The 25,051-nt window shown below is 61.0% G+C and carries 26 protein-coding genes; 20 read left to right on the top strand and 6 right to left on the bottom strand.

Going from position 1 to position 25,051, the window contains the following annotated elements:
• Positions 1-133: 133 nt before the first annotated feature.
• Positions 134-1,315: a dicarboxylate/amino acid:cation symporter gene (locus TACI_RS08285; protein ID WP_012870329.1), complete on the top strand. Its 1,182-nt coding sequence runs from the start codon at positions 134-136 to the stop codon at positions 1,313-1,315.
• An 83-nt stretch (positions 1,316-1,398) separates the two neighbouring features.
• Here the strand turns inward: TACI_RS08285 and TACI_RS08290 are convergent, their stop codons facing one another.
• From TACI_RS08290 to TACI_RS08315, 6 genes are all read right to left on the bottom strand, one after another.
• Positions 1,399-2,418: a molybdopterin-binding protein gene (locus TACI_RS08290; RefSeq protein ID WP_012870330.1), complete on the bottom strand. Its 1,020-nt coding sequence runs from the start codon at positions 2,416-2,418 to the stop codon at positions 1,399-1,401.
• 54 nt (positions 2,419-2,472) lie between these two features.
• The gene (locus TACI_RS08295; protein ID WP_012870331.1) at positions 2,473-3,549 is read right to left on the bottom strand and encodes an ABC transporter ATP-binding protein; all 1,077 of its coding nucleotides are present in this window, start codon (positions 3,547-3,549) and stop codon (positions 2,473-2,475) included.
• Positions 3,533-4,156, bottom strand: coding sequence for a molybdate ABC transporter permease subunit (locus TACI_RS08300; protein WP_242601102.1), 624 nt, complete (start codon positions 4,154-4,156; stop codon positions 3,533-3,535). The genes TACI_RS08295 and TACI_RS08300 overlap by 17 nt, the downstream gene beginning before the upstream one ends.
• Before the next feature lie 23 nt (positions 4,157-4,179).
• Entirely contained in the window at positions 4,180-4,899 is a 720-nt protein-coding gene (modA, locus tag TACI_RS08305) for a molybdate ABC transporter substrate-binding protein (RefSeq protein WP_341271043.1), read from the bottom strand.
• Between the two features lie 4 nt (positions 4,900-4,903).
• Positions 4,904-5,338: a Fur family transcriptional regulator gene (locus TACI_RS08310; protein WP_012870334.1), complete on the bottom strand. Its 435-nt coding sequence runs from the start codon at positions 5,336-5,338 to the stop codon at positions 4,904-4,906.
• Between the two features lie 117 nt (positions 5,339-5,455).
• A complete protein-coding gene (locus TACI_RS08315) occupies positions 5,456-6,163 on the bottom strand; it encodes a B3/B4 domain-containing protein (RefSeq protein WP_012870335.1) in 708 nt (235 codons plus the stop codon).
• A gap of 223 nt (positions 6,164-6,386) precedes the next feature.
• Between TACI_RS08315 and TACI_RS08320 the strand changes: the two genes are divergently transcribed.
• From TACI_RS08320 to TACI_RS08410, 19 genes are all read left to right on the top strand, one after another.
• Entirely contained in the window at positions 6,387-6,560 is a 174-nt protein-coding gene (locus TACI_RS08320; protein ID WP_164925240.1) for a hypothetical protein, read from the top strand.
• A gap of 94 nt (positions 6,561-6,654) precedes the next feature.
• Positions 6,655-7,176, top strand: coding sequence for an acetolactate synthase small subunit (gene ilvN, locus TACI_RS08325; RefSeq protein WP_012870337.1), 522 nt, complete (start codon positions 6,655-6,657; stop codon positions 7,174-7,176).
• 39 nt (positions 7,177-7,215) lie between these two features.
• Positions 7,216-8,223 carry a ketol-acid reductoisomerase gene (gene ilvC / locus TACI_RS08330; protein ID WP_012870338.1) on the top strand — a complete coding sequence of 336 codons (1,008 nt, stop codon included), beginning with the start codon at positions 7,216-7,218 and terminating at the stop codon, positions 8,221-8,223.
• Between the two features lie 12 nt (positions 8,224-8,235).
• The gene (locus TACI_RS08335) at positions 8,236-9,762 is read left to right on the top strand and encodes a 2-isopropylmalate synthase (protein ID WP_012870339.1); all 1,527 of its coding nucleotides are present in this window, start codon (positions 8,236-8,238) and stop codon (positions 9,760-9,762) included.
• Entirely contained in the window at positions 9,755-11,008 is a 1,254-nt protein-coding gene (locus TACI_RS08340) for a 3-isopropylmalate dehydratase large subunit (protein WP_012870340.1), read from the top strand. Before TACI_RS08335 ends, TACI_RS08340 begins: the two co-directional genes overlap by 8 nt.
• Positions 11,009-11,019: 11 nt before the next feature.
• A complete protein-coding gene (locus tag TACI_RS08345) occupies positions 11,020-11,523 on the top strand; it encodes a 3-isopropylmalate dehydratase small subunit (protein WP_012870341.1) in 504 nt (167 codons plus the stop codon).
• Positions 11,524-12,636 (top strand): isocitrate/isopropylmalate dehydrogenase family protein, encoded by a 1,113-nt coding sequence (locus TACI_RS08350; protein ID WP_012870342.1) that lies wholly within the window; start codon positions 11,524-11,526, stop codon positions 12,634-12,636.
• Positions 12,633-14,309, top strand: coding sequence for a biosynthetic-type acetolactate synthase large subunit (ilvB, locus tag TACI_RS08355; RefSeq protein WP_012870343.1), 1,677 nt, complete (start codon positions 12,633-12,635; stop codon positions 14,307-14,309). The genes TACI_RS08350 and ilvB overlap by 4 nt, the downstream gene beginning before the upstream one ends.
• 15 nt (positions 14,310-14,324) lie before the next feature.
• Positions 14,325-15,995 (top strand): dihydroxy-acid dehydratase, encoded by a 1,671-nt coding sequence (gene ilvD, locus TACI_RS08360; protein WP_012870344.1) that lies wholly within the window; start codon positions 14,325-14,327, stop codon positions 15,993-15,995.
• A gap of 1 nt (position 15,996) precedes the next feature.
• On the top strand, positions 15,997-16,869 hold the full coding sequence (ilvE, locus tag TACI_RS08365) for a branched-chain-amino-acid transaminase (protein WP_012870345.1): 873 nt from the start codon (positions 15,997-15,999) through the stop codon (positions 16,867-16,869).
• 137 nt (positions 16,870-17,006) lie between these two features.
• Positions 17,007-17,762, top strand: a complete 756-nt coding sequence (locus TACI_RS08370) for a Rossmann-like domain-containing protein (RefSeq protein ID WP_012870346.1) — start codon at positions 17,007-17,009, stop codon at positions 17,760-17,762.
• Between the two features lie 201 nt (positions 17,763-17,963).
• The gene (locus TACI_RS08375; RefSeq protein WP_242601103.1) at positions 17,964-18,467 is read left to right on the top strand and encodes a helix-turn-helix domain-containing protein; all 504 of its coding nucleotides are present in this window, start codon (positions 17,964-17,966) and stop codon (positions 18,465-18,467) included.
• The gene (rfbB, locus tag TACI_RS08380; RefSeq protein WP_012870348.1) at positions 18,464-19,543 is read left to right on the top strand and encodes a dTDP-glucose 4,6-dehydratase; all 1,080 of its coding nucleotides are present in this window, start codon (positions 18,464-18,466) and stop codon (positions 19,541-19,543) included. Before TACI_RS08375 ends, rfbB begins: the two co-directional genes overlap by 4 nt.
• On the top strand, positions 19,540-20,427 hold the full coding sequence (gene rfbA, locus TACI_RS08385; RefSeq protein WP_012870349.1) for a glucose-1-phosphate thymidylyltransferase RfbA: 888 nt from the start codon (positions 19,540-19,542) through the stop codon (positions 20,425-20,427). Before rfbB ends, rfbA begins: the two co-directional genes overlap by 4 nt.
• Positions 20,418-20,978: a dTDP-4-dehydrorhamnose 3,5-epimerase gene (gene rfbC / locus TACI_RS08390; RefSeq protein ID WP_012870350.1), complete on the top strand. Its 561-nt coding sequence runs from the start codon at positions 20,418-20,420 to the stop codon at positions 20,976-20,978. The genes rfbA and rfbC overlap by 10 nt, the downstream gene beginning before the upstream one ends.
• Positions 20,963-21,817 (top strand): dTDP-4-dehydrorhamnose reductase, encoded by an 855-nt coding sequence (gene rfbD, locus TACI_RS08395; RefSeq protein ID WP_164925241.1) that lies wholly within the window; start codon positions 20,963-20,965, stop codon positions 21,815-21,817. The genes rfbC and rfbD overlap by 16 nt, the downstream gene beginning before the upstream one ends.
• Entirely contained in the window at positions 21,772-23,151 is a 1,380-nt protein-coding gene (locus TACI_RS08400) for a hypothetical protein (protein ID WP_164925242.1), read from the top strand. The genes rfbD and TACI_RS08400 overlap by 46 nt, the downstream gene beginning before the upstream one ends.
• Entirely contained in the window at positions 23,148-24,617 is a 1,470-nt protein-coding gene (locus tag TACI_RS08405; protein ID WP_012870353.1) for a lipopolysaccharide biosynthesis protein, read from the top strand. Before TACI_RS08400 ends, TACI_RS08405 begins: the two co-directional genes overlap by 4 nt.
• Positions 24,610-24,813 carry a polysaccharide biosynthesis protein gene (locus tag TACI_RS08410; protein WP_164925243.1) on the top strand — a complete coding sequence of 68 codons (204 nt, stop codon included), beginning with the start codon at positions 24,610-24,612 and terminating at the stop codon, positions 24,811-24,813. The genes TACI_RS08405 and TACI_RS08410 overlap by 8 nt, the downstream gene beginning before the upstream one ends.
• Positions 24,814-25,051: the final 238 nt, after the last annotated feature.

Below are 25,051 nucleotides of genomic sequence, written 5' to 3' on the forward strand. Positions count from 1 at the left end.
AATATAATATATTTATGCCCGAATACTTATAATCTACTTAACATAGCCCATATTTCATTGACAAAATGGGGCCTCCAACGCATGCTAATCCTGCGGGCTTCAGGCCCGTAATTTTTGCGTTCGGAGGTCGGCCATGAAGAAGTTAGGTCTATTGTCGCGTCTTGTGTTGGCCATCGTGCTGGGCATCGTGATCGGCTCGGTGGCTCCCGAGTGGGTGGTTCGCGGTCTGGTCACCCTGAGCTCCATCTTCGGCAACTTCCTCAGCTTCATGATACCCCTCATCATCATCGGGTTCGTGGCCCCCGGCATCGGGGACCTGGGCCAGGGGGCGGGCAAGCTCCTGGCGCTGACGGTGCTCATCGCCTACGGCTCCACCCTCTTCGCCGGTTCGCTGGCCTTCTTCGTGGACAGCGCCCTCTTCCCCCACCTGGTGGAGACCGCCGCGTCCCACGTGGGGGGCAACCCGGAGGAGGCGCTGCTCAAGCCCTTCTTCGCGATCGATATGCCCAAGATAATGGATGTCATGAGCGCCCTGGTGTTCGCCTTCGTAATGGGGGTCGGCATGGCCCAGGTTAAGAGCCGATCCCTGTCAAACGGCATGAAGGAGTTCCAGAGCATCATCGAGAAGGTCCTTGGGGGCTTCATCATCCCCCTGCTGCCGCTTCTGATCTGCGGCACCTTCGCCAACCTGACCTACGTGGGTGAGGTGCAGATGCTGCTCAAGACCTTCGCCAAGGTCTACTTCGTCATCATAGGCCTGCACCTGACGGTCATCGCCATCCAGTACACTGTGGCCTGCGTGGTGGCGGGCCGGAACCCCATAAAGGCCATCATCACCATGATCCCCGCCTACGTGACCGCCATAGGCACCCAGTCCTCCGCCGCCACCATACCGGTCACCCTGAGGCAGACCAAGGAGAACGGGGTATCCGAGGACGTGGCGGACTTCGTCATCCCCCTCTGCGCCACCATACACCTGTCGGGGAGCACCATCACCATCACCAGCTGCGCCGTCGCAGTGATGATGATGCACGGCATGAGCTTCTCCTTCGCCACCATGTTCCCCTTCATCATGATGCTGGGGCTAATGATGGTGGCGGCCCCCGGGGTACCCGGCGGGGCCATCATGGCGGCCCTTGGGGTGCTCCAGTCCATGCTTGGCTTCGGGCCGGACATGCAGGCCCTCATGATCGCCCTCTACATCGCCCAGGACAGCTTCGGCACCGCCTGCAACGTAACCGGAGATGGAGCCATAGCCATATTGGTGGACAGACTGAAGGACATGTTCATCCCCAAGGCCAAGGAGGCGGCCTGACGGGAAGAAGCCCACTCCCAAACATCACTAGGGGGGCCCTAGGGCCCCCCTAGCCTCAGCCACATGGTCCTCCCGATCACACATCAGCCCCTGGCGAAAGAACAGTTGGGGAACAGGCAGACGTCACACCGGCAACATAACCCCCCAACCCCCCAGCTTCTGACCTGGCCTTCCGGCACGTCAAGCCCGGCGAAGAGGAAGGGCAGCAGCCGGTCCAGGGTGGTCCTCTCGTCGTGGACCACGCAGGCGGGGGCGCCAACCACCGGCACCTGACCCCGCCAGCCCAGCATCAGCATGCTGCCCGGCAGGGAGGGGACCCCCTGGAATGAGATCCGGTGGCACACGGACCGTATGGCCCCAGGAGTCCTGTCATCCACATCCACGCTCATCCCGCCGGTGCAGATAACGAGCTGCGACCCAGCGGTGACAGCATCCATAACGCTCTGGGCTATCTCCTCCATCTGGTCCGAGGCGAACCACTGGCCAACCAGGCTACCGCCGAACTGTCCCAGCTTCCTCTCCAGCTTTGAGCGGAACGCGTCCTCCACAAGCCCCTTCTTGAACTCCGATCCGGTGGTGACAAGCCCAACCTTCAGGGGCCTGAAGGGCAGCACCCGAATGGGAGAGGCCGCGGAAAGGGCCCTGTCCACCTGCTCCCGGCTCACCACCAGGGGCCGTATGCGGAAAGCGGCCACCACCTGGCCCTCCCTGACCATCCGGCCCTCCTCCAGGGTGGAGAAGATCCAGTCCGGGTCCTGGTTTATCCGCTCCACCGACCCGGCGTCAAATAGGAGAAGTCCATCCCAGAGGGCCCGGAGGGAACACCGCCCCTCCTCGGGGCCCTCCACCCGAACCCCCTCACCGGCCACCCGGTCCGCCATGGCCAGGGCCGCGTCGTCCTCGTGCACCTCGTACTCCTCCAGGATCAGCACCTGCAGGTGCTCCCTGCCCATGGACAGCAGCACCGGGATGTCCTCCCTTGTCACCACGTGCCCCTTCTTGAACCTGGCCCCCTTGTAGCCCCTCTTGGGGTCTATCATGGTTAGGTCGTGGGCCAGCTGCATCCCCACCGAATCCTCGACTCGGTAAGTCTCAACCCTCATTCCATCCCCTCCAACCTCGTCTTCATTCCCCCAACGGGGCTCACAACAGCGAATTTAACACTCTCCGCAGGCCACCTCTATCCTGTCCGGCGGCACCGCAAAGGCCCAATCCACCCCCTCGACAAACTCTCCCAGGAGGGAAGAGGATCTTGGAACGTCCACCTGCCAATGGCGTTCCGACCTGACCTCCAGCCTCACAAAGGAGGGCATGGGCAACACCTCCTCCACCACCCCTCGGAAGACGTTCCTAACTATGCGGGAGTCCACCGGCAGATCAGGATGTATCGGCTTAACCGCCTCGGGGGATATGAAGGCCACAACCCGACCTCCCCGAAGCTCCTCCCTATCACCCAAATAAAGGGCGCCCCAAGCGCAAAGGAGGTGCCAGCCATCCTCCCGCCTCTCCAGATCCCCCTCCACCAGGTTCCCCCACCCGAGGGCACCGTAGACCGAGGCGGTCCTGGATGGATCAAGCATCTCCTCAATCCGGAAGGTCTCCTTAATCCTACCCTGGTCAACCACGAACACCACATCCCCAAGGGCACATAGATCGTCCATGTGATGGGTCACGTAGATAACCGGTATGCCACTGCCCCGCTGGATGGCCTTAAGCTCCCGCCTAAGGCTCCTCCTCAAAGGTCCGTCCAAAGCACTGAACGGCTCGTCCAAAAGCAGCATATCCGGCTCACTGGCCATCGCCCTGGCCAGCGCCACCCTCTGCCGCTGGCCCCCCGATAGCTGATGGGGGTACCGGTCCTCCAAACCCTTCAGGCGGACCAACTCCACCCACCGGGCCACACTATCCAAGGTGCCACCATACCTTGCCCCAAAGGCCACGTTCTCCAGCACCGTCATGTGGGGGAATAGGGCCAGGGACTGGAAACACAACGATACCCGCCTCCTGTGGGGCGGAACCCAAACGCCTCTGCGGCTGTCCGCCAGGATCCGTTCCCCCAGACGGATAAAGACATCTCTGGGCCTCAGAAGCCCCGCCAGGGTCCTGAGGATGGTCGTCTTGCCGGAACCGCTGGGACCGAACAGAACCCCAACCTCGCGATCCATCGAGAACTCCGCCTGAAAGTCCATTCCCCCTATCTGGTGGGCCAGACGCACCTCAGCGAAGCTCCGCATGGTTATCCTCCAGGGCCCTTATGGCCCAAAGACAGGAGATCCCCACCATCACCAGCAAAGCGGATGCCACATGAGCCCCCTGAAAATCCAGGCTCTCCACCCGGCTGTAGATGAAGAGGGGCAAAGTCTGGGTTACCCCAGGCATGTTCCCCGCCACCATAAGGGTGACTCCGAAGTCCCCCAGGGCTCTGGCGGAAGCCATGGCCAGGCCAGCCGCGAGGGTCCGCCGGGCCAGCGGGAGCGTGACGGTGAGGAAAACCCGGTGGAAGGGGGCACCAAGAACCATGGCGGCCTCCTCCAGGGTCCTATCCACCGACTTGAAGGCCGCCCGAGCGGACTGAACCATTATGGGCAGCGACGGGGTTACCGCCCCGAGGACCACCGCCGGGAAGGAGAAGAGGATCCCCGCCTCCTTCAGCACCGGCAGACCGGCCAACAGCGAGAGCAAGTAAAAACCCACCACCGATGGGGGTAGCACCACCAGAAGCTGGATGCCAATCGCCAAAAACTCCCGACCCGGGAAGTTGCACCTGGCCAAGACCCACCCCAGTCCCCCGCCCAAAACCACCAGGATAGGAACCGCCATGGCCAAAACCTTCAGGCTCACAAACAGGGCATCGAGCACTTACATCACCTGACCGTGAAACCGCTGGCTTCAAGGATCCGTCGGGCCTCCGGACCGATCAGGTAGCGCACTAACCGGACCGCATCTTCCTTGACCCCCTTGGGAACATATATTACGAATTCGTTCCCCTCCCCGGGAATCTGAACCCAACGGCCTCGCCCCACCTCCATCGCCGACGATAGATTGGCTATGGCCGCATCTGCCCCACCCGCCATGGCCACCGCCAGGGCCCTCTGGGGGCCACCCCCGATGGCCAGCCGCCGGGAAGCCAACATCTCATCCCACAGCCCCTCCCGCTTCAGGTACTCTCGGGCGGATCGACCGTAAGCGGCGGTTTCCGGGTCCGGTATGGCAAGCTTGATCTTCCGCTCCTTCAGATCCTTTACGGTCAACGGGGGATCCACAGGGCTCCACATAACCATAGGGCTGTATGCAAGAACCCGGTCCTTCACCATCACCCCCTTGGACTCAACAAACTTACCCCAGTTTGGCTCTGACAAGATCAACAAATCCAACTCTGCACCCATTGAGGCTTGACGAGCGAGGTTGCCCGATACGTCATAGGTCACGCTAACCTTTGCGCCGGTGGACTCCATATAGTTCCTTATGATCCTCTCAAAAGGGGCCTTTATACCATTCGCAGCCCCTACCTTCAGATCAGCTCCAAGGGCCGGAGGAGCTGCCCAGACCCACATCAAGGCCAACACCAGGACAAAACGCCTCATCCTCTCAATCACTTGACAACCCCTCCCTATCCTTTCTCATGCAGTCCGCACAGATACCGAACACCACCATCTGCTTTCCCTCCACCTTGAAGCCCTCGGGAACCATAACCCGGGGCATGGGCTCCCCATCAAAACACCACATCCTTCCACAGCGGAGGCAGAGACCGTGAGGGTGATCCCCCGGGCATCCGCATTGGGAAGCAGGGTTTGCACAGTAACGGAAAGCCCCATCCAACCCCAACACCCGGTGGATAAGTCGTCCGGTCAACAACACATCCAGGTTCCTGTACAAAGTCACCTTGTCGACCTTTGGCTCCAAGCCAGCGATGATCTCCTGATAGGATAACGGTCGCCCAGCGGATCTCAGCGCCACGAAGAGCCTGCGCCGAAGGTCCGTGAGCCTGACACCCCTGAGCCTGAAAAGGGGATCCACCTCCACCGCATCACCTCCCAATAACCCACACAAAAATGCAACTTGGTTGCGCTGGATACCCGGGGAACATTGTAATCCCCATCACAAGAAAGCGCAACCAAGTTGCATTTTTTGATCTGAAACCTATGATGGAACCACAAATGAGGTGTCGTTTCGGTTCATGAACCTTATCCAAGTCCTGCCCCCTAGGTATCTTTCGACCATGTGGGCCACCCTCTCCGCCAGCCCGATCAGCTCCGTCTTAGAGAGGTGACCGATGGAGTCGACGTTTATGGCACAGTCTGTGGTCCCCTCAGTTATCTTGCTCACATCCCCATTTTTCCAACACCAGCATCTACACAGAACCTGGTTCGATGCGGAGTCCACGTAGATAAGCTCCCCTGGGCGAGGCTTCTCCTCTTCCTCCGGCCTTCCCAGCGGACGGTAGATCTCGTCCCCTCTGGCGGGTCTCAGCTCCAGGTCCCCCTGGATGGCCGAAAGATCGTCCCCCCCACAAGGGACCAGCCCAGAAAGGCTCGCCATGTTGAAGATACCCACCAAGGGGTTAACGAAAGGAACCGATCCCCCCCTCCTTATCCTTCGCACCAGGTTCACCACCGACGGGGGCATCCGCTTGGGGTTGAAACCCATTGACCGAAAGGCCTCCTCCAGATCCGACAGCCTGTCGCAGGACTCGCTCAAAGGATCCGACCTCACCATCGCCACCAGGGACTGAAACTCCTCCTCCAGCTCCGGCACAGCCCTCCGGTTGTCCGCCCCCCGGACCACCACCACCGCCCGGGAGAAGGACGGAAGGACCTGGAAAACCTCGTTGTATACCCTATACTCCATTTCATATCACCTCCAGATGGGTTAGGGGGCATTTTATATGATCCCCCATATCCGGGCAAGCACCACAAAACCAAAGGTAGCGATGGATTCAAAACCACACCTAACCCCCTTGACATAACAGGAATGGACCAATAGAATCTTCGTCAATTTATCCCATGGGAGCGATCCCACAGGCCAGTACAGGGGGGTGTGCAGGGTGAACCATCACCGATTGGGCTCGATCATGGAAACCGTAGTCATAAATTCGTTCAGCCTGCTGGTCCTCCTGGCGGTCATCTCCCGGGGGATTGATCTTGGCGCGTTGGTGGGCTTCATCCTGATATCTCTGCTGTCCCTGCTGGTACTGCTGGTACTGGTGCTGATTATAGGCCCCAGTCCCGATCCGGTGCGGACCTAAGCTGAAGGGAATCAGGCTTAGACCGAGTCGACCGGGGCGGGACCTTAGGTACAAGGGGTCCCGCCCCTCGATTTTTACGAAGGGAGGCGGTCACATGACCAGGACCTTGAGCATATTGGCGGAGGACCACCCGGGGGTCCTCATGAGGATAGCGGGGCTCATCTTCCGCCGGGGCTACAACATCCGGAGCCTCAGCGTGGGGCACACCCACCTGGATGGGATATCCCGATTCACCATCGTGGTGGACGCGGACCGGCGGGACATAGCCCCCCTGATGGGGCAGCTCTCCAAGCTGGTGGAGGTCCTGGAGGTGCTGGAGCTAAGGGGGGACCGAATGGTGGAGCGGCGCATCGCCCTGGTCAAGGTGGCGTGCCCGGTGGACATGAGGGACCAAATCCTGAGGATCGGCCAGGTGTTCCACTGCCGGGTGGTGGACCTGGGGCAGGAGGCGGTGACCTTCGAGGTCACCGGTGAACCCCAGAAGATCGAGGCCTGCGTCAAGGCCATGAGGCCCTACGGGATCCTTGAGGTGGCCTCATCGGGCTCCGTGGGGATGACCCGGGCGGACCTGGACGTGGCGGAGGAAAGCGTTCCCCATCTGGTGCTGGCCTGCTGAGCTTTTCGATTTCAAACCTAACATGAGGAGGAGATGGAGATGGCGAAGGTTTTCTACGATCGGGATGGGGATCTGTCGGTTCTGTCCGGCAAGACGGTGGCGGTGCTGGGCTACGGTAGCCAGGGGCATGCCCACGCCCAGAACCTGAGGGACTCGGGGGTCTCGGTGGTGGTGGGACTCAGGGAGGGCAGCCCCTCCTGGAGCTCCGCCCAGGCGGACGGTTTCCAGGTGTTCCCCACCGAGGAGGCCGCTTCCCGGGGTGACGTGGTCATGTTCCTCATGCCAGACCACGTCCAGGGGGAGACCTTCCAACGCGTCCGGGGCTCCCTCAAGGAGGGGGCCGCCCTGGCCTTCGCCCACGGGTTCTCCATCCGCTACGGCACCGTGGTGCCCCCGGAGGATTGCGACGTTTTCATGATCGCCCCCAAGAGCCCGGGACACCTGGTGAGGCGCATGTACCAGGAGGGCAAGGGGGTGCCCGCCCTTCTGGCGGTCCACCAGGACGCCTCGGGCCGGTGTCGGGACCTGGCGTTGGCCTACGGCTGCGCCATCGGCTCCGGCCGGGCGGGGATAATCGAGACCACCTTCCCGGAGGAGACCGAGACGGACCTCTTCGGCGAGCAGGCGGTCCTCTGCGGGGGCGTGACCGAGCTGGTGAAGGCGGGGTTCGAGACCCTGGTTGAGGCGGGGTACCAGCCGGAGATCGCCTACTTCGAGTGCCTTAACGAGCTGAAGCTCATCGTTGACATGATGTTCGAGGGGGGCATCTCCTGGATGCGCTACTCGGTGAGCGACACCGCCAAGTACGGGGACATGGTCGCGGGGCCTAGGGTGATCGGGGAGGCCTCCCGCAGGGCCATGAGGGAGCTCCTGGAGGACGTGCGCTCCGGGGCTTTCGCGGAACGGTGGCTCAAGGAGAATCGGGAGGGGCGCCCCAACATGAACCGGTGGGCCCGGGAAGAGGCGGAACACCAGATCGAGAAGGTGGGGCGGGAGCTCCGGGGGATGATGCCCTGGATGGAGCCCAAGTCGCCCCCCGTAAGGTGAGGAGGATCGGCCATGACCAGGCGAATACGGATATTCGACACCACCCTGAGGGACGGGGAGCAGGCGGCGGGGGTGAACCTCAACCTCCACGAGAAGGTCCAGATAGCCCAGCGGCTGGACGCCATGAGGGTTGACGTGATCGAGGCCGGGTTTCCCGCCGCCTCCGACGGGGACATGGAGGCGGTCCGGGCGGTGGCCCGGATAGCCAGACACGCGGCGGTGGCGGGGCTCGCCAGGACCCGGGAGAACGACATACTGAGGGCCTTCGAGGCCCTCAAAGGGGCCCTTCGCCCCCGGATCCACGTGTTCATCGCCACCAGCCCCATCCACATGGAGCACAAGCTGAAGCTCTCCCCCCGGGAGGTGCTGGAGGAGATCCGCCGGGGCGTCACCCTGGCCAGGAGCCTGGTGGAGGACGTGGAGTTCTCCGCCGAGGACGCCTCCCGCTCGGAGATCCCCTTCCTCAAGGAGGCCTTCTCCTTGGCGATCCAGTGCGGCGCCACCACCCTGAACATCCCCGACACGGTGGGCTACGCGGAGCCCTCGGAGTTCGGCCAGTTCGTCCACTCCGTGATGGAGGCCGTGGGGGCCGGGGACTCGGTCACCTGGTCGGTCCACTGCCACGACGACCTGGGGCTGGCGGTGGCCAACTCCCTGGCGGCGGTGATGGCGGGGGCCAACCAGGTGGAGTGCACCGTGAACGGCCTGGGGGAGCGGGCGGGGAACGCCTCCTTGGAGGAAGTGGTCATGGCCCTACGCACCCGAAGGGACCTCTTCAAGGCGGAGACCGGTATCAGCACCCCCCTCCTCTACCCCACGAGCCGGTTGGTGAGCCGCCTTACGGGCATACCGGTCCCCCCCAACAAGGCCATCGTGGGGGACAACGCCTTCGCCCACGAGTCGGGGATCCACCAGCACGGGGTACTGTCCAAGCGGGAGACCTACGAGATCATGGACCCAAGGGACGTGGGGGCCCCCTCCTCCTCACTCATCCTGGGCAAACACTCGGGCAGCCACGCCTTCCGGGAGAGGCTGAACGAGATGGGGTACAACCTGTCGGAGGAGGACTTCAAGGCGGCCTTCAAGCTCTTCAAGGACCTCTGCGACCGGAAGAAGACCGTCACCGACCAGGACATAGAGGCCATCGTGGCGGACCGGCTGGTCACCCTGCCGGAGACCTGCGTCTACGAGCTGGTGAACTTCTCCGTCCAGGCCGCATCGGACATGGCCTCCGCCACGGTTACCCTCAAGGTCCAAGGGGAAGAGCACACCGACGCGGCGGCGGGCAACGGGCCGGTGGAGGCCGCATATCGGGCCATCGACCGGATAACGGGCCTTTCGCCGGACCTCAAGGAGTTCCGCATCTCCGCCGTGAGCGGCAGCTCCGACTCCCTGGGGGAGGCGTCGGTGGAGATATCCCTAGAGGGGCGGGCCGCCCTGGGCCGGTGGGCCTCCACGGACGTGATCGAGGCCGCCATAGGGGCCTACGTTAACGCCCTGAACCGCCTGAGCCTCTTGGGGGTGACCTCCAATGGCTAGGACCATGATACGGGCCATCATGGCCAGGAACGGGGGCCAAGGGGAGGAGGGGCAGGTGGTGAAGGTGCGGGTGGACCTCGCCTTCGCCAACGACATCACAGCCCCGCCGGCCATAACCGAGTTCCGACGCATGGGGGCCCGGCGGGTCTTCGACCCGGACCGGTGCGCCATAGTTCCCGACCACTTCACCCCCCCCAAGGACATGGCCTCCGCTGAGCAGCTCAAGGTCTGCCGAGAGTTCGCCCGGGAACAGGGACTCCTCTTCTTCGAGCCCGGCAAGTGCGGGGTGGAACACGCCTTCCTCCCCCAGGAGGGGTACGTGCTCCCCGGGGAGGTGGTGGTTGGGGCGGACAGCCACACGTGCACCATGGGGGCCCTGGGGGCCCTGGGCACCGGCATGGGCTCCACGGACCTGGCGGCCATATGGGCCCTGGGTCACACCTGGATGAAGGTGCCCCCCACGGTGAGGGTCCACCTGGAGGGGAGCTTCAAACCCTTCGTGGGGGGCAAGGACGCCATGCTCCACATCATAGGGACCCTGGGGGTGGACGGAGCCCGGTACCGGGCCCTGGAGTTCCACGGGGATGGGGTGCGCTCCCTATCCATGGACGGCCGGATGACCATGGCCAACATGGGGATCGAGTGCGGCGCCAAGGCGGCCCTCTTCGTCCCCGACGAGGCCACCCTGGCCTACGTGGCCCCCAGGGCCCGGCGATCCTTCGAGCCCGTGTACCCGGACCCGGGGGCCGCCTACGAGAGGGAGCTGACCGTGAGGCTGGACAGCCTGCCCCCCCTGGTGGCGTGCCCCAACCTGCCCTCCAACGTGCGCCCCGCCAGGGAGCTCCGGGACGTGGAGATCCACCAGGTCTTCATAGGATCCTGCACCAACGGGCGCATTGAGGACCTGCGTCAGGCGGCAAAGGTCCTCAAGGGACGCCGCCTCCACCCCAGCGTCCGAGGGGTCCTTATCCCCGCATCCCGCAGGGACATGGCCGCCGCCATGCAGGAGGGGCTGATGGAGGTCTTCATGGAGGCGGGGTTCTCCATCTGCACCCCCAGCTGCGGCCCCTGCCTAGGGGGGCACCTGGGGATCCTGGCGGAGGGGGAGGTGTGCGTCTCCACCGGCAACCGGAACTTCACCGGCCGGATGGGACACCCAAGGAGCCAGGTATACCTGGCCAGCCCTGCGGTGGCCGCCGCCAGCGGCGTCATGGGCAGGATCTGGGATCCGTCGGAACTCCAGTGAGGGGGGATACCATGAGAACCTTTTGCGGCAACGTTTGGGCATTCGAGGACAACGTGGACACCGACGTGATAATCCCCGCCAGGTACCTGACCACCCACGCGCCGGAGGAGCTGGGACGACACTGTATGGAGGACCTGGACCCGGACTTCCCCTCCAAGGTCCAAAGGGGGGACATGCTGGTGGCGGGGGAGAACTTCGGGTGCGGCTCCAGCCGGGAGCACGCCCCCCTGGCCATCCTGGGGTGCGGCGTCTCCTGCGTGGTGGCCTCCTCCTTCGCCAGGATCTTCTACCGGAACGCCATCAACGTGGGGCTCCCCATCGTGGAGATAGCGGACGCCCGGTCCTTCGCCTCCACCGGGGACCTGCTGGAGGTGGACCTTCCCTCCGGCACCCTGAGGAACCTCACCACCGGCCAGGTCCGGCACGCCCCTCCCCTGTCGGGGATCGCGGGGGAGATCGTATCCTCCGGGGGGCTGGTGAACTACGTCAGAAGGCAGCTGGGGGGTGACGAATAGATGAAATCCTATAGGATCGGCCTCATCCCCGGGGACGGCATCGGCCCGGAGGTGACCGCCCAGGCGGTGAAGGTGATGGAGGCGGCGGGATCCCTTTTCGGCTTCAGCCTTGAGCTGACCCACTACCCCTACGGGGCGGAGCACTACCTGTCCACCCGCCAGGTCCTGCCGGACCATGCGCTGGAGGAGATGGAGGGGCTTGACGCCCTGCTTCTGGGGGCCATCGGAGATCCAAGGGTCCAGCCGGGAATCCTCGAGAGGGGCATCTTGCTGAAACTTCGCTTCCATTTCGACCAGTACGCAAACATCCGGCCCGTAAGATCCTTCACTCCCGGTCCCCTTGGCTCAGTGAACGCAGTGGTTATCCGGGAGAACACCGAGGACCTGTACGTGGGCATCGGATCCACCGGTGACGGGGCGGTCAACCTCCCCCTGGAGGTGACCCGGGGCGGCTACGTGATGAAGGGGCAGCTGTCCGCCTTCACTACCCCACCAAAGAGGTTCGCCATGCAGGTGGCGTGGCACACCCTCGATGGGGCCGCCCGCGCCTGCCAATACGCCTTCGACCTGGCGCTGGACCTGGGGGCGGAGGAGGTCACCCTGGCCACCAAGTCCAATGCGGTCCGGGACCTGTACGGGATCTTTGAAAACGCATGCCACCAGGTGGCGTCCCAGTACGAGAGCGTGTCCCTCCGGGTGGAGAACGTGGACGCCCTCTGCTACAAGCTGGTCCGCTCCCCCGGGGACTTCCGGGTGATCCTCTGCCCCAACATGTTCGGCGACATAGTTAGCGACCTCCTGGCGGGCATCGGGGGCGGCATGGGGCTGGCCCCGTCGGGCAACGTGGGGGACCGGCTGTCCATGTTCGAGCCGGTCCACGGCTCCGCCCCGGACATAGCGGGCCAGGACCGGGCCAACCCGGTGGCTTCCATCCTCTCGGGGGCCATGCTACTCAGGCACCTGGGGGAGACCTCCGCCGCCAAGGCCATGGAGGACGCGGTCCAGCGGTACCTGTCGGGCCCCGTGGAGGAGCTCCCCATCGAGATGGGCGGGAGGCTCGGCACCCGGGGGGCGGGGGACGCGGTGGTCCGAAGGCTGGAGGAGTCCCCATGAGCGCCATGACCGGCGCCCAGATGGTGGTGAGGGCCCTGGAGGACCTGGGGGTTAGGCACATTTTCGGGATCCCCGGCGGCCCGGTGATCCCCCTCTACGACGCCCTGCACGGAAGCCCCCTGTGGCACCTCTTGACCCGGCACGAGCAGGCGGCGGCCCACGGGGCGGACGCCTACGGACGCATCACCGGGGAGCCCGGAGTGGTGATAGGCACCTCCGGCCCGGGGGCCATGAACCTCCTCACCGGCATAGCCAACGCCTACCTGGACTCCTCCCCCATGGTGGCCCTGGTTGGACAGGTACCCCAGGGGTCAGTGGGCACCGATGCGTTCCAGGAGGCGGACGTGATGGGGGCCACCCTCTCGATGGTGAAGCACTCCATGAGGGCCCGGCGTCCGGAGGAGATCCCCCAGCTGCTGAAGGGGGCCTTCACCATCGCGTCCAGCGGCCGCAAGGGCCCCGTGCTGGTGGAGCTGCCGGTGGACGTCCAGAGGGCCTCGGGCCAATACCGGATGCCCGACCGGGTCCAGTTTAGGGGCTACGATCCATCCCCCGCATACGACCTGTCCTGGGTGGATGAGGCCCGCCACCTGCTGACCCGATCGGAGCGGCCCCTGCTCCTGGCGGGAGGCGGGGTGGTCAGGGCCTTCGCATTCAATGAGCTGATGGAGCTGGTGGAGGAGACCCGCATCCCGGTGGTCACCACCCTGATGGGCAAGGGCTCCATCTCGGAGAGGCATCCCCTATGTCTTGGCATGGTGGGCATGCACGGCAGCCTGGGCGGGAACTGGGCGGTGACCAACGCGGACGTGATCCTGGCGGTGGGGGTCCGTTTCAGCGACAGGACCACCGGGGACCGGGGCAGCTTCGCCCGGGGGGCGTCGGTGATCCACGTGGACGTGGACCCCTCGGAGTTCGGCAAGAACGTGGCCCCCGCGGTGAGGGGCTGGTGCGACGCCAAGTCCGCCCTGGGGGCCCTGCGCCGGGCCCTGGGGGGCTGGCGGGCCCCCGCTGACTGGGGGGAGGCGATCCTGGGGCACACCGCCCATTCACCCCTTCCCCGGGGGGACGGGATGTCGCATCCATGGGAGGTGATGGAGGCCCTCTCGGAGGTGGCGGGGGGGGGCCTCTACACCACCGAGGTGGGGCAGCACCAGATGTGGGCCGCCATGCACCTGAAGGTGGAGCGCCCCGGGTCCTTCATCACCTCCGGGGGACTCGGGACCATGGGGTTCGGCCTCCCCGCCGCCATGGGGTGCGCCCTGGCCAGCCCCGGCGACCGGGTGATCTGCATCGCCGGGGACGGGAGCCTGATGATGAACGTGCAAGAGCTGGACACCCTAGCCCGGTACAACCTGCCGGTGAAGGTGGTGCTGCTCAACAACCGGTGCCTTGGGATGGTGCGCCAGTGGCAGGAGCTCTTCTTCCAGGAACGCTACTCCAACACCATCTACAACCGGTCCCCGGACTTTCCCTGCCTGGCGGAGGCCATGGGGGTCAGGGGCCTTCGCTGCGAAAGGCCGGGAGAGCTCCGGGGCAGGCTGGAGGAGATGATGGGGTTGGAGGGGCCGTGTCTCCTGGAGGTGCCCATCCCCCAGGAGGACCTGGTGTTGCCCATGGTCCCCGCCGGGGAGCCCCTGGAGCGGGTGCTCACCCACCGGCATCGACTTTGAGGGGAGGTATGGATCTTGATCAGCGAGCAGGTCAAGCGGGGTCCTGCCAGGGCTCCTCACAGGGCCCTGATGAGGGCCTCGGGCTACACCGCATGGGAGATGGATCGCCCCTGGATAGGGGTTGTAAACTCCTACAACGCCATCGTGCCCGGCCACGTGCATCTGAGGGAGCTTGCGGAGGCGGTCAAGGGGGCGGTCTACGCCCACGGGGGGTTGCCACTGGAGTTCCCGGTGATAGCGGTCTGTGACGGAATCGCCATGGGCCATCGGGGTATGAAGTACTCCCTGCCGAGCCGGGAGGTAATAGCCGATTCAATAGAGATAATGGCCCGGGCCCACGGCTTGGACGGGCTGGTGATGATAGGAAGCTGCGACAAGGTGGTGCCCGCCATGGCCATGGCAGCGGCCCGACTGGACATTCCCTGTGTCCTGCTCAGCGGCGGTCCCATGCTGGCGGGCCGGGTCGGGGTGGAGCCCCTGGACCTGTCCCAGGCCTTCGAGGCGGTGGGGGCCCACTCCCGGGGCATGATGGACTCGGACCGGCTGGCCCAGGTGGAGGCCGCCTGCTGTCCCGGGGTTGGGAGCTGCGCCGGGATGTTCACCGCCAACACCATGAACTGCCTCACCGAGGCCCTGGGGCTTGCCCTGCCGGGCAACGGCACCGTGCCGGCGGTTTCGGCGGAGCGGCGCCTCCTGGCCAAGGAGTCCGGTCGGGTGGTGATGGAGCTGGTCCGGCGGGGTATAACCGCCCGGCAGATACTGACCCTGGAGGCCTTCGAAGACGCGGTGGCGGTGGACATGGCCCTGGGGGGCTCCACCAACTCGGCGCTCCACCTGATAGCCATCGCCCGTTCGGCGGGGGTGGAGCTAACATTGGACCACTTCGACCGAATATCACGACGAGTGCCCAACCTCTGCCGGTTGAGCCCCGCGGGAGCGCACCGAATGGAGGATCTGAACTACGCGGGGGGCATTCGGGCCGTTATGGGGGAGCTGTTGAGAGGCGGGCTTCTAAAAGGCGAGCGGATCACCGTGGCGGGTAAGATCCGGGAGATCTGCGGGCTCTCAAGGGCGGACGGGGAGGTAATACGTTCCCTGGATAATCCGCGATCCCCTGAGGGGGGCATCGCGGTGCTAAAGGGGACCCTGGCCCCCATGGGATCGGTGGTGAAGCGCTCTGCGGTGGACCCATCGATGCTGGTTCACCGGGGCCCCGCCAGGGTTTTCGACTCCGAGGAGATGGCCATGGAGGCGGTGATAGGGGGACACGTAAAGGAAGGGGACGTGGTGGTCATCCGCTACGAAGGTCCCAAGGGAGGGCCGGGCATGCGAGAGATGTTGTCGGTGACCGCCGCCCTGGCGGGACAGGGACTGGACCGGTCCGTGGCCTTGGTGACCGACGGCAGGTTCTCCGGCGCCACCCGAGGCGCATCGGTGGGTCACGTGTCCCCCGAGGCAGCGGAAGGGGGCCCCATAGGGCTGGTCGAGAACGGAGACCCGATAGAGATAGACATCCCGAACCGCCGGATTGACCTGATGGTCGACGAGGCGGAGTTGGCAAGGCGCGGCCGGGAAAGGCGAACCAAGGCTCCGGAGGAGGACTCCGTGGCCCTCTTGAGGTTCGCCAGGATGACCAGCTCCGGAGCCACCGGAGCCATCACCATCACCAAGGGGGAGGGGAACTGACATGCTGGTTTACGTTAACGGCGAACTGCTGCCCAAGGATGAAGCCAAGGTATCGGTCTTCGACCACGGCTACCTTTACGGCGATGGGGTCTTCGAAGGGATCCGAGCCTACCGGGGCAGAATCTTCAGGCTCAAGGAGCACCTGGACCGACTCTACGACTCCGCCAAGGCCATATGCCTTTCGGTGCCCCTGGCCAAGGAGGAGATGAGGGAGGTGTGCGTTAAGACCTGCCGGGCCAACGGGATAGTGGACGGCTACATCCGGCTGGTGGTGTCCCGAGGCGAGGGGGACCTGGGGCTTAACCCCCACAAGGCCCCCAAACCAACGGTGGTCTGCATAGCCGCCACCATCCAGATGTACCCGGAGGAGATGGTTAGACGGGGGCTGAACATAATAACCGCCGCCACCCGCAGATCCTATGGAGAGGTGCTCTCACCCCAGGTGAAGAGCTGCAACTACCTGCCAAACATAATGGCGGTGATGGAGGCGCTGAACGCCGGAGCCCAGGAGGCGGTCTGCATGAGCCGCGAGGGATACGTGGCGGAGTGCACCGGGGACAACATATTCGTGGTAAAGGACCGGGTGGTTAAGACACCGCACCCGTCATGCGGGATCCTTAAAGGCGTAACCCGAGACGCGGTGATCCAGCTGGCCCGGGAGATGGGGCTGGAGGTGGAGGAGGGGCATCTTACCCGTTACGATCTCTACACCGCGGACGAGATATTTCTCACCGGCACGGCGGCAGAGGTGGTTCCGGTGGGGCGGATAGACGGCCGTCCCGTCGGGGAGGTCGTCCCCGGGGAGCTGACCATGCAACTCCGGGAGGCCTTCCAACAGCTGGTACAGCGGGAGGGGCACCCCATATACGATTGACGAAGGTGGCCCCCCACCCTCCGGGGGGCCCTATCCATCCCGGGGGATCCAAACGATCATCCCCACCTTAAAACTTGTATTCCCACTCTTTATTGTCTATGATCGCTTTCAAGGAAAACGATCAAGGGGGAAAAGCCATGACCCAAGAGGAGTTCTACTGGGACCTGAAGGCCAAATTCGAACATGCTCTCTCGAATCACGGGATAGGAAACGAGCCGGTGACCGTCACCTGCAGGGCCCTCTCCACCGAAGAGGCCATCGGACACACCAAGAGACGGGACTTCCCCATAATCACCGGCAAGGACGTGATGATACAAGCCCAGTTCCGATCCAGTTTTGGGCAGGCCTTCACCGAAGCCCCCGTGACCTTCCAGGGAACCCTGCATCAAGTGCTGTCCCTGGACCTCGCATCGGACCCCCACGCCAGGGGCCTCTTCGTCGCCACCCTCAACGCGGTGATGAACCAGCTGGGACTCTGCGACGGAACCATACACTGCAGAACCGATGGGCCGGAGCTATGCGCCCTGGACATGCTGAACCACCTGCGAACCCACCACCCCAACGAACGCCGCATCGCCCTGGTGGGCTACCAACCCGCCATCCTGGAGGCCCTGGCCAACAGCGAATACCAAGTTAGGGTCCTCGACCTGGACCCCGCCAACGTGGGCCACACCCGCTACGGCATCACCGTGGAGGACGGGATCAGGGACTACGAAAAGGTCATCCTGGAATACGCGGATCTGATCCTATGCACCGGAAGCACCGTTTGCAACGGAACCATCGTCAAATACCTGGGGCTCAACAAACCGGTGATCTTCTTCGGCACCAGCATATCCGGCGCGGCCCAGCTTATGGGCCTTGAAAGGGTCTGCTTCGCCCACAGGTACGTCTAACCGAAAGCGTCCCTCTTCAAGTAAGCCGAAAACGGTCCGCTGACATTACACAGAAGCCTTCCTTCCTTGAGTGTGGGGGAACCCCTGAATCCCTATAGTAGCTTCCCTGGAATTCGCCCCTTTACAACACCCTTTTCGAGTCATATACTGACTCACATGCTAGACAGTCTGATCACCTCCAAGACCCGCATCAAGCTATTGTTGAAGTTCTTTCTGAACCCGGGCACCAGCGCTTACCTGCGCGGTCTGGCCGACGAGTTAGGCGAATCGACCAACTCCGTGCGGGTGGAGCTGAACCGCCTGTCCGAGGCCGGCCTGCTTGAGTCTGCCGAGGAGGGACGCACTAAGGTGTACCGGGCCAACACGGCCCATCCCCTGTTCCCCGAGATTCAGCGCATGGTGGCCAAGACCGTGGGGCTGGACAAGGTGGTGGAACAGGTGGTGAGCCGACTGGGGAAGGTGGAGCTGGCCTTCGTAACTGGAGACTACGCGAAAGGCAAGGACTCGGGGCTGATCGACCTGGTGCTGGTGGGGGAGATCGACAAGGGCTATTTACAGAGCCTCGTGGAAAAACTTGAGGCCCTGATCGAGCGCAAGGTGCGGACACTCGTCCTCACCATAAGCGAATACGAGAAACTCCTGGGAACCCTTTCCAGGACCCCGGCCCTGGTCCTCTGGGAGCAGAAGGGAGTGTCCAAGTCATGAATAAACGCAGACCTATCCTCATCACCGGCGGTTGCGGCTTCATAGGTAGCAACCTGGTCCGTCTGGCCCTTCAAAAAGGCTATAGTGTGATCAACCTCGACAAGCTGACCTACGCGGGAAACCGATCTTCCCTAGCGGGTGTCGAAGCCCACAAAGGCTACACATTCGTCCAGGGAGACATCTGCGACCTCGCACTCGTCCAGCGGGTCCTCGAGGAGCACCGCCCTTCGGGCATCCTCCACCTGGCGGCTGAATCCCACGTTGACCGCTCCATCGACGGCCCCGAGGAGTTCATCCAGACCAACATCGTTGGAACGCACCGGTTGCTGGTTGCCACTCTAACCTTCTGGAAATCCCTTCCCGAACCTGAGAAAGCCTCTTTCCGTTTCCTTCACGTGTCCACGGACGAGGTTTTCGGTTCCCTGGGCCCCGAGGGATTATTCCACGAGTTCACTCCCTACGATCCGCGGTCACCCTATTCCGCTTCCAAGGCCTCATCTGACCACCTGGTTCGGGCTTACGGCCACACCTACGGATTGCCGGTGTTGGTCACCAACTGCTCCAACAACTACGGCCCCTACCAGTTCCCGGAAAAACTCATTCCCCTGGTCATCAATAGCGCCATCCGGAACAAGCCTCTTCCGGTCTACGGGGACGGCTACAACATCCGAGACTGGCTCTATGTCAAGGACCACACCGAAGCCCTGCTTCTGGTTTTCGAACGGGGGAAACCGGGTGAGACCTACGCCATAGGGGGGCGTTCCGAGAAGACGAACATCGAGATCGTCCGCACCGTTTGCGCCCTCCTGGACGAACTACACCCCCGAAGTGACGGGAAAAGCTACGCGGAGCAGATCACTTTCGTCCCGGACCGCCCGGGGCACGACCGGCGCTACGCCATCGACTCCTCGAAAATCGCCGTAGAACTCGGCTGGACGCCCCGGACCCCCTTCGAAGAAGGCCTTCGACGGACGGTGCTTTGGTACCTGGAAAACCAGCCCTGGGTCGAGGACATCCTATCGGGCAAGTACCACATGGAACGGTTGGGAACCGCAAAGGAGGCGACTCGTTCGTGATCGGGAAAGGCATCATCCTGGCGGGAGGCTCCGGGACCCGCCTCTACCCCTTGACCCTGGCCACCAGCAAGCAGTTGTTGCCCGTGTACGACAAGCCGATGATCTACTACCCCCTATCGGTCCTCATGCTGGCGGGCATCCGGGACATCCTCCTCATCACCACACCGGAGGACCAGGCAAACTTCAAACAGTTGCTGGGTGATGGGGCCCAGTGGGGGATCTCCCTTTCCTACGAGATACAACCATCCCCAGGCGGCCTGGCCCAGGCATTTCTGATCGGGGAAAAGTTCTTGAACGGGAATTCCTCCTGCCTCGTTCTGGGGGACAACCTCTTCTACGGCCGAGGACTGGGCGAAATGCTCGCACGTGTTACGTCAAGGGAAGAGGGGGCGACGATCTTCGGATACCCGCTTAAGAACCCGAGGGATTACGGAGTGGTTGAACTTGATGCTTCCGGAAAGGCGATCAGCCTCGAAGAGAAACCTGCCTGCCCCAAATCCCCCTTCGCGGTCCCGGGTCTCTATTTCTACGACGGCACCGCCCCGGAAAGGGCCAAAAGCCTTAGGCCCTCGAAGCGTGGAGAGCTGGAGATCACCGACTTGAACAGGCTTTACATGGAGGAAGGGAAGCTTCACGTTGAGGTGTTCGGTCGCGGCTTCGCCTGGCTTGACATGGGAACCCACGAAAGCCTGCTCGATGCCTCGAACTTCATCGCAACGGTCCAGAACCGTCAAGGAATGATGGTGTCTTGCCCAGAAGAGATCGCATGGAGGAAGGGATTCATCGGCCCCGATCAGTTGCGAAAACTTGCCGAGCCCCTGAAGAAGAACGGCTACGGACAATATCTTCTCAGCCTCCTTGGAGGTGGTTTCCCGTGCGCGTAACGGAGCTTTCCCTTCCGGGTCTCCTGCATATCGAGCCCGTCTTCTTCGGAGACTCGCGAGGCTATTTCCTGCAGACCTGGCAGGCCCGGCAATATCGGGATGCCGGAATATCGGAGTTTTTCGTCCAGGACAACCTATCACTTTCGAGAAAGGGGACCCTTAGGGGCCTCCATTACCAGAAGCCGAACACTCAGGGCAAGCTTGTCTTCGTGCTGAAAGGTGAGGTCTGGGACGTGGCCGTGGACCTGAGAGTGGGCTCTCCCACTTTCGGCAAGTGGGAGGGAGTCACTCTGAAAGGGCAAACCCACAACCAGCTTTACATTCCACCGGGATTCGCCCACGGGTTTTGCGTCATTTCTGACGAAGCTCTCTTCACCTATAAGTGCACGGATTTTTACGCGCCCCAGAACGAACATGGCATAATCTGGAACGATCCGGACCTGGACATCCCATGGCCCGTTAAGGACCCGATCCTATCCGCCAAAGACGGAAGGTACCCTAGGCTGAGAGATATCCCCGGAGAAAGCCTCTTCAGATGGGAAGGACCCTGAAAATGTTGAAATTCCTCATTACAGGAAAACAGGGGCAGCTTTCACTTGCCTTTGCGGAACTCCTCAAGACGAGGGGAATAGAATTTCTGGCACTCGGAAGACATGATTTGGATATCTCCGATCTCAACTCCGTCAGGAGAGTCATTGCACACTACAAGCCCGGCGCCGTCTTTAACGGTGCCGCCTACAACGATGTCGACAAGGCGGAAGAAAACCGAGAAACGGCTTTCCTCGCGAACGCGATCGGGCCGAAAAACCTGGCTCTCGCTTGTGCCGAAATGTCCATCCCTCTTATCACCTTCAGCACCGACTACGTTTTTGATGGCAAGAAAAGTGCACCGTACACAACGGAAGACCCAACCTGCCCGCTTAATGCTTATGGGGAGAGCAAGCTGGCCGGTGAGATCTTCGTACACGAGTCTTGCCAACAATTCATTTTAGCCCGGGTAAGCTGGGTTTTTGGCGAGAAGGGAAAGACGGAATCAAATTTCCTGAAAAAGCTCCTTTACTGGGCCAGTTCAAACAAACGTCTTCGGATAGTCGATGACCAAATTTCTTCTCCTTCTTTCGCCCCGGACATCGCAGAAGCTGTTTATTCTCTTTTCAAAGATGGGAAATGGGGACTATCCCATCTTTGCAATACCGGATTCTGCAGCAGGTACGACTGGGCCAAAATAGCCCTGCAAACAGTGAATTGGAGTGGCGAGTTGATGCGGGCAAAGAGTCGGGAATTCAGAACCGCCGCTCAAAGGCCTGCCTTTTCCGCCTTAAGGAGTAGTTACGAGCTACCATCATGGGAAGAGAGTACATTGAGATGCCTTTCGAACCTGAATCTTTGAAGGAACAAGAACCTTCTCGAGAATGGATGAAACTAAACAGGCACTTAATTAGGTACGGAAGCTTTGATCTGGAAGCTTCCCTCCTTGTAACGCTTTACACTAGAAGAGTTGAAAAACACTCCAAAAAGACCCCTTTTCTTGATGTCCTGCGAAGCATGAAATGGACTTTGATCTCACATTTCCATAACAACAGAAAATTCACGATTGCAAATTCGAATTGCTTCTCCATAAAGGGGAAAAATGCCTATGTCGTCAACTTCAAGCCTGAAGATAAAAGACATTTCAGTCACATCAACAGCCTTATCCGGCAAGACCCAGATCCTGTCATACTGACGGTCGAACCGGACGTTTTCAATTTTTATTCCAACGAAAAACTGCCTGTTGTCCTTCTGGAAAACAAGGGACGTCTCCAACATTCAATCTGCTTCCAAGAGAACACGAGAAAAGACCTGACTCTACGCATCCTAGGCCTTCGCGCCGCCGCCCTGGTGGATTCCATTGAAGCTTTCTGCTCGTGTTTTTCCTATCCCGCGAGGCTGGTAACGCTCCAGGATTTCCATACCTGGGATGCCGTATTTGCCGTTTTTTTCAAGGGAAAGATCCCCACCGTCACCCTGCAGCATGGACTTGTGACAGATGATCCATTATGGGAAACGGTCCTTTCCGACTTCATCATTACCTGGGGTGAAAACCCGGCACAAAAACTCCAGTCCCATGGAATTCCAGCAGAAAAAATCAAGCCCTTGGGAACTGCAAAATACGATAGCTACTTCACCCCCAACAACGGCGATAAAACACAGGGAAGGATCCTGGTAAGCATTCAGCCCGACATCCCCACAGACCTTTTTGACCGGTTTTCGCTTCTCTGGGCAGAAATCGGAGCCAGGCTTCCCGGATCCAAGCTGGTGTTTAGATACCACCCAGGGGTTTCGAAAGAAGCGCGGGAGCAAATGACACAGAAGATCTCTCGGGCCTTCAGCAAAGACAAGGCTCAATTTTCCGTTTCCGATATCCGGGATCCTCTTGAGGACATCGCATGTTCGTCGGTGGTCTTAACGAACCAGACCTCCTTGGCCGTAGAAGCCATTCTTCTCCAAAGGCCTGTCGTTGAGTACACCCTCGAAAATCCACTCCCCTTTTACGGCGACTACAGGGACTTCGTTTTCAACACCGGGGATCCGGACCAGGCAGCAAAAGTTATCATGGCAATCTTGTCTTCTTCCCTTGAACGGAACCAGGCAGTCCGGAATCAAAATGCCGCTCTAGGGAAGGAAATCCTGCCTCCTCCCCGTGCTCCGGAAATCCTGAAGTTCATCAGGAGCTTGCCTGAATGAGCAGACATTTTTCCCAGCTTAGGAAAGCTAACTTTATCCCCATGATAAGGTCGGGCTTCTGGTATACGGCCAGTGCTTTCGCGGAAAAGGGCCTGGCCTTCATTTCCGTGCCGATCTTCACGCGTCTCCTGAACTTGGGAGACTACGGGACCGTGTCTTTTTTCCAGCCCCTTGTGGGAATCCTCGCCATCCTTTCCGGGTTAAACCTCGACGCCAGCATCGGAATCGCCAAACAGGAAAAAAAGGATGTGTTTCACGTTTATGTTTCTTCCCTTTTCCTTTTTTCGTTGATCTGGTTTATCGCCGAAATCCTTCTCCTATCCTTGTGGAAAACGCGGGTAGAGCGCACCTTTGGTATTTCTATCAGCTTGGCTTTTTGTGCACTCCTCAGCGGGTACGGAAGTTTCATTTTCAACTCATATTCCACGTACCTTATGTTTGAAAACCGGTATCGACTGCGCTCGGTCCTGTCGTTCCTTAGGGCAGCCGCAGAAATCCTGGTCTCCGTCGTCCTTCTTTTAACTATCCTGAAAGGCTCCTTCTGGGGGAGGGTTATTGGCTCTCTCAGCCTCAACCTGATCTTTGGCCTTGGGATCCTTTGGGCCTTCTGGAGAAAATACACGCCCCGGCTTTCAGGCGAGTATTGGAGATACGGTTCTCTTATCGGCGCTCCCCTGATCCCGCACTGTCTTTCACACCTTATCCTCAGCTACTTCGACAGGATCGCGATCAAGGCCCTGGTCGGAAACGTCGCCACCGGTCTTTACGGATTCGCCTACAACATTGGGATGATTCCTCTCCTGTTGCTGAGTTCGACCAACTCAGCGTGGGTCCCGTGGTTTTACGATGCCTTCGCGCAAGAGAAGAATGAAGAGATCAGGGTCAATATCAGGAGGTACAACGCCGCTTTCTTCCTTTTTATCCTCCTGCTGCTGACTGTATCGCCAGAGATTGCCAGGCTGCTGGCTCCTCCGGAATACATGGGCGCAATCAAGGTTATTCCCATTATCATTTTCAGTTACTACCTGCAGTTCATTTACACCTGCTACGTCAACTTTTCCTTTTTCTACAAGAAGACGGGGCTTATTTCTACCGGTACGATCATTGCCGGCGTGATCAACATGGTTTTGAACTATAAGATGATCCCGGTTTTCGGGTATGAAATCGCTGCCTGGACCACAGTCTTTTCTTACGCCTGTCTCTTGTTTTTTCACTGGTTCAACGTTTCCGTATTGATCAAGGCAAAGGGGATCAGGGCCATGGACTTTTCTTTAACAGTGTTACTCGGGTTATCCCTCTCCTGCGCCCTATACTGGGGAAGCCCCCTGATGGGTTTCTTCTCTCAAAGGGAACTGGTTTTCAGGTACACACTTTTCCTGGCCATGCTCGGATTCATGGCCATCCTTCACCGAAAAGAGATCCGCAAAATCCTTGATCGTTGGAACGGAGCTGATAGGCATGTTTGAAGGAGCGAGCATTCTCATCACCGGAGGCACTGGGTCCTTTGGCAAGCAGTTCATCCGAAACGTCCTTGCGAACTACAAGCCTCGGAGGGTCGTCGTCTATTCAAGAGACGAATATAAGCAATACGAGATGCAACAGGCTTTTTCCTCACCGGAGATGCGCTATTTCATCGGGGACGTCAGGGACGCACAAAAGTAATAGGAACAAAGCCATAGACGGCAAATAGAGTACCCCGCTTTGCTCCCAATTAGCAAGTTTCTTTGCGCTTACACTCATTTTTTTATAATTCACAATTACAAGCAGCATGAAAATAGCTATTCTCACAAGCCCATACTGTACAAGAATTTCCAAGTATAGGCTATGCATGACGGAACTACGTCCAAGCGCTTTCTGGTTCACCCACCTAGAGGTAATGGTCGAACCGCCGTGTCCTAGA

The sequence above is a fragment of the Thermanaerovibrio acidaminovorans DSM 6589 genome, assembly GCF_000024905.1.
Classification (GTDB): domain Bacteria; phylum Synergistota; class Synergistia; order Synergistales; family Synergistaceae; genus Thermanaerovibrio; species Thermanaerovibrio acidaminovorans.